This window comes from Rhodopseudomonas palustris (assembly GCF_003591005.1).
In the GTDB taxonomy this organism is placed as follows: domain Bacteria; phylum Pseudomonadota; class Alphaproteobacteria; order Rhizobiales; family Xanthobacteraceae; genus Rhodopseudomonas; species Rhodopseudomonas palustris_K.
In genome coordinates this window covers 119,921-130,274 of sequence record NZ_QYYD01000018.1, presented here as the reverse complement: position 1 = coordinate 130,274, position 10,354 = coordinate 119,921, and the positions used below count along the sequence as shown (strand labels likewise).

The 10,354-nt window shown below is 65.5% G+C and carries 11 protein-coding genes; 5 read left to right on the top strand and 6 right to left on the bottom strand.

Features of this window, described 5'->3' with window-relative positions; translation table 11 throughout:
- The first annotated feature begins 416 nt into the window (after window positions 1-416).
- Window positions 417-1,193: a potassium channel family protein gene (locus D4Q52_RS17795; protein ID WP_119857908.1), complete on the top strand. Its 777-nt coding sequence runs from the start codon at window positions 417-419 to the stop codon at window positions 1,191-1,193.
- 201 nt (window positions 1,194-1,394) lie between these two features.
- Complete coding sequence (locus tag D4Q52_RS17790; protein WP_119857907.1) at window positions 1,395-1,688, top strand: GNAT family N-acetyltransferase; 294 nt, start codon at window positions 1,395-1,397, stop codon at window positions 1,686-1,688.
- A 107-nt stretch (window positions 1,689-1,795) separates the two neighbouring features.
- Here the strand turns inward: D4Q52_RS17790 and D4Q52_RS17785 are convergent, their stop codons facing one another.
- On the bottom strand, window positions 1,796-2,188 hold the full coding sequence (locus tag D4Q52_RS17785) for a DUF3597 domain-containing protein (protein WP_119857906.1): 393 nt from the start codon (window positions 2,186-2,188) through the stop codon (window positions 1,796-1,798).
- 417 nt (window positions 2,189-2,605) lie between these two features.
- On the opposite strand from D4Q52_RS17785, the gene D4Q52_RS17780 reads away from it, so the two are divergent.
- The 3 genes from D4Q52_RS17780 to trmFO all read left to right on the top strand — a co-directional run bounded on the left by D4Q52_RS17780 (window position 2,606) and on the right by trmFO (window position 5,712).
- Entirely contained in the window at window positions 2,606-3,508 is a 903-nt protein-coding gene (locus D4Q52_RS17780; RefSeq protein WP_119857905.1) for a DUF2189 domain-containing protein, read from the top strand.
- 475 nt (window positions 3,509-3,983) lie between these two features.
- Window positions 3,984-4,136 carry a DUF1127 domain-containing protein gene (locus D4Q52_RS17775; RefSeq protein WP_011441614.1) on the top strand — a complete coding sequence of 51 codons (153 nt, stop codon included), beginning with the start codon at window positions 3,984-3,986 and terminating at the stop codon, window positions 4,134-4,136.
- A 136-nt stretch (window positions 4,137-4,272) separates the two neighbouring features.
- Window positions 4,273-5,712, top strand: a complete 1,440-nt coding sequence (gene trmFO / locus D4Q52_RS17770; RefSeq protein WP_119857904.1) for a methylenetetrahydrofolate--tRNA-(uracil(54)-C(5))-methyltransferase (FADH(2)-oxidizing) TrmFO — start codon at window positions 4,273-4,275, stop codon at window positions 5,710-5,712.
- 98 nt (window positions 5,713-5,810) lie between these two features.
- Here the strand turns inward: trmFO and D4Q52_RS17765 are convergent, their stop codons facing one another.
- Genes D4Q52_RS17765 through yajC form a run of 5 tightly spaced genes read right to left on the bottom strand, consistent with a single transcriptional unit; the run spans window position 5,811 to window position 10,234 of the window.
- Entirely contained in the window at window positions 5,811-6,668 is an 858-nt protein-coding gene (locus D4Q52_RS17765; protein WP_119857903.1) for a phytoene/squalene synthase family protein, read from the bottom strand.
- Complete coding sequence (locus tag D4Q52_RS17760) at window positions 6,665-7,048, bottom strand: Mth938-like domain-containing protein (protein ID WP_119857902.1); 384 nt, start codon at window positions 7,046-7,048, stop codon at window positions 6,665-6,667. The genes D4Q52_RS17765 and D4Q52_RS17760 overlap by 4 nt, the downstream gene beginning before the upstream one ends.
- A gap of 3 nt (window positions 7,049-7,051) precedes the next feature.
- Complete coding sequence (secF, locus tag D4Q52_RS17755; protein ID WP_119857901.1) at window positions 7,052-8,146, bottom strand: protein translocase subunit SecF; 1,095 nt, start codon at window positions 8,144-8,146, stop codon at window positions 7,052-7,054.
- Between the two features lie 25 nt (window positions 8,147-8,171).
- Window positions 8,172-9,773 carry a protein translocase subunit SecD gene (secD, locus tag D4Q52_RS17750; protein ID WP_119857900.1) on the bottom strand — a complete coding sequence of 534 codons (1,602 nt, stop codon included), beginning with the start codon at window positions 9,771-9,773 and terminating at the stop codon, window positions 8,172-8,174.
- A 41-nt stretch (window positions 9,774-9,814) separates the two neighbouring features.
- Window positions 9,815-10,234 carry a preprotein translocase subunit YajC gene (gene yajC, locus D4Q52_RS17745; RefSeq protein WP_119857899.1) on the bottom strand — a complete coding sequence of 140 codons (420 nt, stop codon included), beginning with the start codon at window positions 10,232-10,234 and terminating at the stop codon, window positions 9,815-9,817.
- Window positions 10,235-10,354 lie beyond the last annotated feature (120 nt).

Sequence of the window (10,354 nt, the reverse complement as noted above, 5' to 3'; positions counted from 1 at the left end):
CGGGTGCGCGCCGCGCCCCTACCCGTAACCCCTCTAGGGGGCCCGCCCGAGGGGGGCCGAGATTCCGGGTTCGCCCGCCGCTGCGCGGCGGCCGCCCCGGAATGACTTGGGGAGAGGTGGCGCGTCCGGTTTCGCGCGCCGGCTCGATGCTGCACACGGGGGCGCGGGTGCATCGGGCAACCGGCGCTCCGCGCGCCGTCGTGGTACCGAGGGCGGCACGTTCCCGCAAATCCCGGGCGCCGGGCGCCTGGCACCGGGTGTCTGGCGCCTTGGGAACGGAGGGGTATGCATGGCGTTCGTTCGGGGCGATGACGACCACCGATCAACCAGCGACCGACGCCGCGCCCGGCCCCGGCTTTCCCGCAAGCAGGCCGCGCCGCCTTGCTTCCGCCGCCCGTCCCCGCCAGAACCGCGTTATGACGCTGCATGATTTCCGCGCCGCGGTGCGCGAACTCTACGAAGGCGCCTCGCCGCGCGGGGTGGCGTTTCGCTACGGCCTGCTGGCGTTCGACATCGTCACGGTGGTGTTCATCATCGGCACGTCGTTCCTGCCGCCGAACGATCTGATCGAGATGCTCGACACGCTGTTCGGCGCTTTGATCCTGATCGATTTCGCCGCGCGGCTGTATGCGAGCCGGCGGCCGCTGCGCGAATTCGGCCGGCTGGCGACCTGGGCCGACATCGTCGCGATCGTGTCGTTCCTGGCGCCGCTTCCCGGCGAGGCCGGCGGCTTCCTGCGCATCCTGCGCACGCTGCGGCTGCTGCGCGACTATCAGATGCTCAACCGGCTGCGCACCGACAGCAGCTTCTTCCGCCGCCACGAGGAGGTGGTGATCGCCGTCGCCAACCTCGCGGTGTTCATCTTCGTGATGACCGGGCTGGTGTACGAGACCCAGCACTTCCGCAATCCCCAGATCGCCAACTACGCGGACGCGTTGTACTTCACCGTCACCGCGCTGACCACCACCGGCTTCGGCGACATCACGCTGCCGGGCACGCCGGGCCGGCTGATCACCGTGGTGATCATGATCTTCGGCGTCACGCTGTTCTTCAATCTGGCACGCGCGCTGATCACCCCCAACAAGGTGCGCTTTCCCTGCCCGACCTGCGGCCTGCAGCGCCACGATGCCGACGCGGTGCACTGCAAAGCGTGCGGCAACGTTCTCAACATTCCGGACGAGGGACTGACGTGACGCGGGGCCGCGCCTCGGGGATTCTCCGTATTGCATCCGGCATTTCCCTATGGCTTGAAGCGCGCGGCCATCGATCAAAATGCGCAAAGCAGCCGTGACCTCTTGCAATGCCGCACCACCCTTGACATGACCATACGCAACAACACCTGAAGGCCACGGCGTTGCCGGGCAGGCAGGCAATCTTAAGATGAGGGAGACGCCATGAGTGGAACCACGATCGCGGCCGAGGTGCGCGACAACAAGACGTTGAACCGGTTCGAACTCGACGCCCATGGCGAGATCGCGTTTGCGAATTACCGGCGCGCGGGCGACCGCGTCATCATCACTCACACCGAAACGCCGCCGCCGCTGCGCGGCCGCGGCATCGCCTCGTCGCTGGTCCGCGGCGCGCTCGATCTGATCCGCGCCAACGGCTTGAAGGTGACGGCCGGCTGCGGCTTCGTCGCCGACTATCTCGACGCCCATCCGGAATATTCCGACCTCACGGCCGCTTAGGCCTAAGGCGACGGGTAAGCCTGCGTCGTCGATCGGCCCAACGCAGCACCGAACGCAAGAAGGCCCGCCGAAGCGGGCCTTCCGCAGTGCAGGACGATTGCCCGCGATCAGTGCTTGATATCGGCCGGCAGCTTGCCGCCATTGGCGGCCAGCTTGATCATCACCTGCTTGTGCAGCCAGATATTCATGCTGGCGCTGTCGTTCATGTCGCCGGTGAAGCCGAGCTCCTTGGCGAGCTCCTTGCGGGCCGACAGGCTGGAGTCGATGTCGAGCGCCTTCATCAGATCGACGATGGAGGTGCGCCACTCCAACTTCTCGCCCTTGTCGGCGACGGCCTTGTCGAGAATCGGCGCGACGTCGACCGACTGGGTCGGAGCCGTCTGCGCGGGCGCGCTGCCGGCGCCCGCGGTGGTGGTCGAGTTCGCGCTGGGCGCACCCGGCGTTGCGGCATCCGCGTTGCTGCCGAAGATCGCGCCCATAATCTTGCCGAAGATGCTCATGGTTCCTCCAAGTGGATGTGGGACCAGCGGCATGGCCGCCGCGTCCGGATAGCGAAGCTACCGCGTTGCAGGGAGTTCGCCAAATATGGCAGTGCGATGAAGCTCGAACACTGCCGCCGGGATGTAGTAACTGATCATCCGAAGATCCGCGCCTTGATGTCCCGTGCTTCGACCGCACCGCAACAACTAACTACGTAGCCGCCGGTTGGTTCTGTCTCACCGAAGCGTGACGCGAGAAAGCCGTAAACGGCGCTAAGCTTGTACCTACAGGTCGCGGCACGCTCGGTCATCAGATCCGTTCGAAATTGCTCTCGCGTCTGGTTGATCGATCCTGATCGTTTCCGCGAACCAAGCCGGCCCGCCGGTGACGGCGACAGAGCCGGTTTCGCAACGTGCTGCAGCATGGGAGAAACGAACATGGCGACGATCTACCCTGGCAATGTGTCCGAGATCGGCTCTGCCCAGTCGGCCGAGCCGATCATCCGCTCCCTCACCTTCGGCGATCTGCACGACGCGTTGCGCCGCGGCTGGGACGACTTCAAGGCGGTGCCCAGCCACGCTATTGTGCTGTGCGTGATCTATCCGGTGCTCGGCCTGGCGCTGGCGCGGCTCGTGCTCGGTTACTCGGTACTGCCGCTGCTGTTTCCGCTCGCCGCCGGCTTCGCGCTGATCGGTCCATTCGCGGCGCTCGGCCTGTATGAGCTCAGCCGGCGTCGTGAGATTGGCGCCGACGCCTCCGCTTCGCACGCCTTCGACGTGCTGCGGTCCCCGTCGTTCGGCGCGATGCTCGGTCTCGGTGCCATCCTGCTCGCGGTGTTCGTGGTGTGGATCGCGGTGGCGCAGGGAATCTACGTCTCGGCGTTCGGCCACGCGCCGGCGGCTGCCGTTCCGGACTTCGTCAAGCGCGTCCTCACGACCCCGGAAGGCTGGATGCTGATCGTGGCCGGCTGCGGCGTCGGCTTCCTGTTTGCGGTCGCGGCGTTGTGCGTCAGCGTGGTGTCGTTCCCGATGATGCTCGACCGCCAGGCCGGCATCGGCGATGCAGTCACCACCTCCCTGCGGGTAGCGGCACGCAATCCGTTGCAGATTGCCACGTGGGGTCTGATCGTCGCCGCCTTGCTGGTTGTCGGCTCGCTGCCGGCGTTCCTCGGGCTCGCCGTGGTGATCCCGCTGCTCGGCCATGCCAGTTGGCATCTCTACCGGAAGGCGGTCGAACCCAATGCTGCACCGCCGCAGATCCGCCCCTCCCGCCGGATCAAGCGGTCAGCCGCAGATTTCCCGGCGACTTTGCTGCAATGGCGCTCACGGACCGATCTGTGACAATGGGCGACCGTCACCGAGGTGTTCACCGGCCCAGATAACGGCCGGTGGAACCTCAATTGGTGCATTGCGATGGATCAATTTAAACGCCCGACTGAATTTGCATTCACCATGCGTTTAACGCATGGAGAAGAAACGAATTACCCCGGAGCCTTAACTCACATCGGTCGCTGAGCAGGAACATTTTTGCCGATCCTGCTCGCATTTGAGGAGATTATCTCGCTCGATATAGCAAAATATGCAATATATTTCACGCCAGATAGGATATTTGCGCTCGGACTTGGAAGTGGGATCCATGCACTCCGCCTTGGAGCCCTGCGCCAGAAGGGTTAATCATTCCTTGATGGAGGTATGTGCGTATCGCCTAGCTGCGGTGCAGCATTTACGCTGCTGGAATCGGGAAGTCTCCCCTATATTCCGATCAACCGGTTCGGTCTTTTCCAAAGACTGAACGGCGACACAAGGAGACTTCGTCATGTTGCTTTCGCTCATCCGCGCTCTTCGCGCGTTTCGCGACTATCAGCGCAACCTCGCTGAACTCTCGCAGCTCAGCGATCGCGAACTGGCCGACATCGGACTCGACCGCTCGGATATCCCGCGCGTGGCGTCCGGTCACTTTAATGGCTGACCGTCCGAAACGACCCGTTCACGGATAACGCCCGCATCACTGCGGGCGTTGTCGTATCTGAACTTTGCCTCATCGCGGGAGCCGCGCCGGGGCCGAAACAAATTGACCCGGTGCTGAAACGCGCTAGCTGTAGCGCATGACCAGCACCCTCCCTTATTCGCTAGAGCCCGTCCACGTCATTGGCGCCGGCCTGGCCGGGTCCGAAGCCGCCTGGCAGGTGGCCCGCGCCGGCATTCGCGTCGTGCTGCACGAGATGCGACCGCACCGCTCGACCGAGGCGCACAAGACCGACGGCCTTGCCGAACTGGTCTGCTCCAATTCCTTCCGCTCCGACGACGCCGCCAACAACGCGGTCGGCGTGCTGCACGCCGAGATGCGCAAGCTCCGCTCGCTGATCATGCGCGCCGCCGACGCCAATCAGGTCCCGGCTGGTGGTGCGCTGGCGGTGGATCGCGACGGCTTTTCGGCGGCCGTGACCAAGGCGCTGGCCGAGCATCCGCTGATCGAGATTCGCCGCGAGGAGATCGCCGGTCTGCCGCCGGAGGAATGGCACAACGCCATCGTTGCCACCGGCCCGCTGACCTCGGCGCCGCTCGCCGACGCGATCCGGGCGCTGACCGACGAATCCGCGCTGGCGTTCTTCGACGCCATTGCGCCGATCGTGCATCGCGACTCGATCAACATGTCGGTCGCCTGGTTTCAGTCGCGCTACGACAAGGCCGGCCCCGGCGGCACCGGCGCAGACTATCTCAATTGCCCGATGAGCCGCGAGCAGTACGACGCCTTCGTCGACGCGCTGATCGCCGGCGAGAAGGTCGACTTCAAGGACTGGGAGAAAGACACACCGTATTTCGACGGCTGCCTGCCGATCGAAGTGATGGCCGAGCGCGGCCGCGAGACGCTGCGCCATGGGCCGATGAAGCCGGTCGGCCTCACGAACCCGCACAACCCGACCGTAAAGCCCTACGCCATCGTCCAGCTCCGCCAGGACAACAAGCTGGGCACGCTGTTCAACATGGTAGGCTTTCAGACCAAGTTGAATTACGGCGCCCAGCAGCGTGTTTTCAGGACCATCCCGGGGCTGGAAACCGCTGAATTCGCAAGGCTTGGCGGGCTTCATCGCAACACGTTTCTGAACTCGCCGAAGCTGCTGGACAGCAGCCTCCGCCTGAACGCCGCGCCGCGGCTGCGCTTTGCCGGGCAGATGACCGGCTGCGAGGGCTATGTCGAATCCGCCGCGGTCGGCCTGTTCGCCGGCCTCGCCGCTGCGGCGGACGCGCTCGGCACGCCGCTCACCGCGCCGCCGCCGACCACGGCACTCGGCGCCCTGCTCGGCCACATTACCGGCGGCCATATCGAGACGATCGATGCCGGCCCGCGCTCCTTCCAGCCGATGAACATCAATTTCGGCCTGTTTCCGCCGCTCGCGAATCCGCCCACCAAGGGTCCCGACGGTAAGCGCCTGCGCGGCCCGGAAAAGTCCGTCGCCAAAAAGCAGGCTCTCAGCGCTCGCGCTCTGTCCGACATGGACGGCTGGATCGCCGAAGCGCTGCCGCGCACCGCGGCAGCCGCGTAGATCCCAGCCTCTCCGTCATTCCTCGGAGCGAAGCGACGAAGCAATCTACCGCGCGCTGAGCTGCTGGATTGCTTCGCTTCGCTCGCAATGACGGACGCTTAGCGAAACGCCTTTGTCCGCGACGCCTTCCACAGCGTCCACAGCGTCGCGAGCCGCGCGCGATCGAACGGGGCGAACAGATCGGTGTCGGCCTCGGCCATCAGATCGAGATCGCGCCTCGCCAGCGCCAGCGGCAGGAAGGCGCGGCGCGCCGATCTGGGGGCTTCGACGAGCAACTGCTGTGCCGCGTCGAGATGCGTCAGCGCGATCGCGATCAGGTCGTTGAGCGCCTGGCGCAGCGCCGGCGTCTCCTTGCCGGCGTAGGCGTCGGCTTCGTTGCTGCCATGCCGCTCAATGAGTTCGAGCGGCAGGAACAGCTGCCGCCGTGACGCATCGAACGGTAGCCGGGCGATCGCGCGCGTCGGACCGAGCGCCATGCCGGCGTGACGGGCGAGATGATCGATCGCGCCCGAGCCCTGATCGACGATCCGCGCCGCGAGTGCCAGCAGCGTGCCGTCGGTGTCGGCGGCGTAGGCCTCGAGCGCCGTCACGTCCGGCATGGGATCGTTGTAGAGGTCGAAGAAATGCGCCTCAATCAGTTGCGACAGCGCCGCGACCGGCAGCGCGTGCTGGCCGACCGCCCGCAGCAGCTCAGCCGCGACCGGATTGCCCTCGACGCCGCCATGGCCGTTGCCGGCCAGCGTATCGATCCACCATTGCAGCCGGATTTCGCCGGGCAGCGGCTGGCTGACCTGCTCGCGCACGCGGACGATTTCGGTGTTGAAGGCGTACAGCGCCAGCAGCGAACGCCGCGCTTGCGGATCGACGAACAGCGTCGCCGCGTAGCGGTCGAAATCGGCGTCGCGAACCAGGGCGGCGCAGAACGCCGCATCGGCGTGGCTGCCGGTCTCGCTCATGGCACCGCGATCAGCGCCGCCGCGACCCGGCGGCGTTCGCCGATCATGATGTTGTAGGTGCGCACGGCCGGCCCGGTCTGCATCGAGTCCAGAACGATGCCGACGGCGCGAAGTTGCTCGCGCAGCTGCCGCGGCGCGATCCAGACCTCGGTGCCGGTGCCGATGATCAGCGTCTCGATCGCGCTGGCGTTATCAAACACCCGCTGCAGAGAATATCGGTCAATCTGGTCGGGCCGAGTTACATCCCAGCCCCATACCGCCTCCGGCAGAAACAGCAGCGAGCCGACGTGCGACATGTCGCCGAAGTAGAACCCGCCCTTGCCATAGGCGTCGACCGAAGCCGTCCGGGGGAAATGCGGGATCTCGGAGCGGTCCGCCAAAACTCAGCGCTTCCCTGCTTTGCCCGCCTTCGCCGGCTTCTTGGCAACCGGCGCTGGTGCTGCCGCAACGGCAGCCGCGGCCGGCTCCGGAAGCGCCGGCTCATCGTCCGGGGCCTCGAGCCGGTGCGTGCCGACGCCGAGGTAGATCAGGATCGGCGCGGCGATGAAGATCGACGTGTAGGTACCGACCAGCACCACGCCGAAGATCATGACCGCAGTGAAGGAGTGGATCGCCTGGCCGCCGAACAGGAACAGCGCCAGCAGCGCCAGCGTCACCGTGACGTGGGTGATGATCGAGCGCGACAGCGTCGAGTTGATCGACTCGTTCAGAAGCTGCGGCATCGGCATTTTCTTGTAGCGCCGCAGCATCTCGCGGATACGGTCGTAGATCACCACGGTGTCGTTCAGCGAGTAGCCGAGAATCGTCAACAGGGCCGCGATCGAGGTCAGGTCGAAGTCGACCTGACTAATCGACATGAAGCCGATCGTCAGCACGATGTCGTGGACGTTGGCGATCATCGCGCCGAGCGCGAACTGCCATTCGAACCGGAACCACAGGTAGATCAGGATGCCGATGATCGCGAGGATCAGGCCGAGCATGCCGTAAGCGAGCAGTTCGCTCGACACGCGCGGGCCGACGACCTCGACGCGGCGATAGTCGACGGAATCGCCGAGCGCGGCGCGGACCTTCTGAACCGCCTCTTGCTGGGCCTGGTCACCGCCGGGCTGCTGCGCCACGCGGATCAGCACCTCGGCCGGACCGCCGAACTGCTGCAGCTGCACGTCGCCAAGGTTCAGCTTGCCGAGTGTCTCGCGCATCCCCGCAATGTCAGCCGTGCCGGAATGAGCCCTGACCTCAAGAAGCGTGCCGCCCTTGAAGTCGATGCCGAAGTTCAGCCCGTGGGTGAAGAACAGCGTGATCGCCGCGATCGACAGCAGCGCCGAGATCGGGAAGCTGATACGGCGAAACTGGGTGAAGTCGAAATGCGTGTTGTCCGGGACGATCCGCAGCGACGGCAGCCAGCCCATGATGCTGACGATCGTCAGCACCGTCACCAGCGCGCCCAGTCCGATCAATACCCACTGTGTCGTTGTCACTTGCAGCTCTTTCGGATTAGCGTCGTCAGATCGGCACGACCTGCGGCCGCTTCCAGCGGACCCAGGCGGCGACGATCAGCCGGGTCACGGTGAAAGCGGTGAACACGGTTGTGATGATGCCGATGCCGAAGGTGACGGCGAAGCCGCGCACCGGGCCGGTGCCGATGTAGAACAGCACCGCGGCGGCGATGAAGGTGGTGATGTTGGAGTCGAGAATCGTCGCCAGCGCGCGCTTGAAGCCGGCGTCGATCGCCGAGATCGCGTTGCGCCCTGCCCGCAATTCTTCGCGGATGCGCTCGTAGATCAGCACGTTGCTGTCGACCGCGATGCCGACTGTCAACACGATGCCGGCGATGCCGGGCAGCGTCAGCGTCGCATTGAGCAGCGACAGCACGCCGAAGATCATCGCCACGTTGATCGCCACGGCGATGTTGGCGAACACGCCGAACAGCCGGTAGGTCAGCAGCATGAAAATGATGACGAGGATCGAGCCGACATAGGCGGCGAGCTCGCCCTTGGCGATCGAGTCTGCGCCGAGACCGGGGCCGACGGTGCGCTCCTCGATGATCGTCAGCGGCGCCGGCAGCGCGCCGGCGCGCAGCAGGATGGCGAGGTCGTTGGCCTGCTGCACCGTGAAGCTGCCGGAGATCTGGCCCGAGCCGCCGGTGATCGGCTCGCGGATCACCGGCGCCGAGATCACCTCGTTGTCGAGCACGATGGCGAACGGCTGGCCGACATTCTCGGTGGTGGCGCGGGCGAACTTGCGAGCGCCGTTGGTGTTGAAGCGGAAGCTGACGATCGGCTCGCTGGTGCGCTGGTCGAAGCCGGGCTGCGCGTCGGTCAGATCGGCGCCGGAGACCAGCACCTGCTTCTTGATCACGTAGGGCGTCTTCGGCGCCTGCGCGCTCATCAGCACGTCCGAGTCCGGCGGCGCACGGCCGGCCACCGCCTGATCCGGCGACACCGACGAATCCACCATCCGGAAGTCGAGCTTGGCCGTCTTGCCCAGCAGTTCCTTCAGCCGGGTCGGATCCTGCAGGCCTGGCACTTGGACCAGGATGCGGTCGGCACCCTGGCGCTGGATCAGCGGCTCGACGGTGCCGAGTTCGTTGACGCGGCGTTCGACGATCTGGATCGACTGATCGACCGATTGGCGCACGCGCTCGGCGATCGCCGCCTGCGGGACCGTCAGCCGGATCACGCCGCCGCCGGCATCGGCGACGTCGAGGCTGCGCTGGCCGCTGGAGCCCATCAGGCCGCCGAGCGGCTGCGACAGCTCGCGCAGCTTGGTGAGCGCCTGCGGGACGTCGGTGTCCTTGCTGATCTTGACCTCGACGACGTCGCCTTTGATGGCGAGACCGGTGTAAGCGATCCGAGCTTCACGCAGCACGCGGCGCGCGTCGTCGCGCACCGATTCGAGCTTGTCCTTCTTGACGGAGTTGGCGTCGACCTCGAGCAGGATGTGCGAGCCGCCCTGCAAATCGAGACCCAACACCAGATGGCGCTGCGCCCATTTCGGCCAGGTCTTGACGGTGTGTTCGGGGAAGAAGTTCGGAACGGCGCAAAGGCAGACCACCAGCGCCGTCACAATGACCGCCAGCGCCTTCCACCGTGTGAAATACAACATCGAGATGTCCCGTCAGAAACCTTGAAGGCGCAGCGTCCGCATCAGCTCGATGCGGTGTCGTCCTTGGTGGGCTCGGCTTTGGCCTCGCTCTCCTTGACGATGTCCTTCTTGCCTTTGCCCTTCTCGGGCACGTCCTTGACCGGCTCGCCCTTGCTGCGGACGCCGGTGATCATCTGGCGCATTTGACGCGCGCGCACGCCGTCGGCAACCTCGAACTCCACGGTGTCGTCATCGATCACCTTGGTCACCTTGCCGACCAGGCCGCCCGAGGTGATGATGGTGTCGCCGCGGCGAACGTTCTTCACCAGCTCGGCGTGCTCCTTCACCTTGCGCTGCTGCGGGCGCAGGATCAGGAAATACATGATGACGAAGATCAGCGCGAACGGCAGCAGCGACATCAACATGCTGTTGGCGTCGCCAGCGGCGCCGGCGGCCTGAGCAAACGCAGGAGTAACAAACATCCGAATTCCCCGTGAAAACAAGCGAGCCGGCGCGTCGCAGGGGCGACGTCCGGGGGGCGCAAATTCGCGCGGACTATAGCGGCCACAATCCCAATTGCAACGCCAGCACCCCTGTTATGA

Bases quoted from the DNA above. Each gene is read 5' to 3' on its own strand.
- D4Q52_RS17765 (WP_119857903.1), bottom strand. From the start codon at position 6,668: ATGAGCGAGACCGGCAGCCACGCCGATGCGGCGTTCTGCGCCGCCCTG.
- D4Q52_RS17780 (WP_119857905.1), top strand. From the start codon at position 2,606: ATGGCGACGATCTACCCTGGCAATGTGTCCGAGATCGGCTCTGCCCAG.
- trmFO (WP_119857904.1), top strand. From the start codon at position 4,273: ATGACCAGCACCCTCCCTTATTCGCTAGAGCCCGTCCACGTCATTGGC.
- D4Q52_RS17775 (WP_011441614.1), top strand. From the start codon at position 3,984: ATGTTGCTTTCGCTCATCCGCGCTCTTCGCGCGTTTCGCGACTATCAG.
- D4Q52_RS17790 (WP_119857907.1), top strand. From the start codon at position 1,395: ATGAGTGGAACCACGATCGCGGCCGAGGTGCGCGACAACAAGACGTTG.
- yajC (WP_119857899.1), bottom strand. From the start codon at position 10,234: ATGTTTGTTACTCCTGCGTTTGCTCAGGCCGCCGGCGCCGCTGGCGAC.
- D4Q52_RS17785 (WP_119857906.1), bottom strand. From the start codon at position 2,188: ATGAGCATCTTCGGCAAGATTATGGGCGCGATCTTCGGCAGCAACGCG.
- secD (WP_119857900.1), bottom strand. From the start codon at position 9,773: ATGTTGTATTTCACACGGTGGAAGGCGCTGGCGGTCATTGTGACGGCG.
- D4Q52_RS17795 (WP_119857908.1), top strand. From the start codon at position 417: ATGACGCTGCATGATTTCCGCGCCGCGGTGCGCGAACTCTACGAAGGC.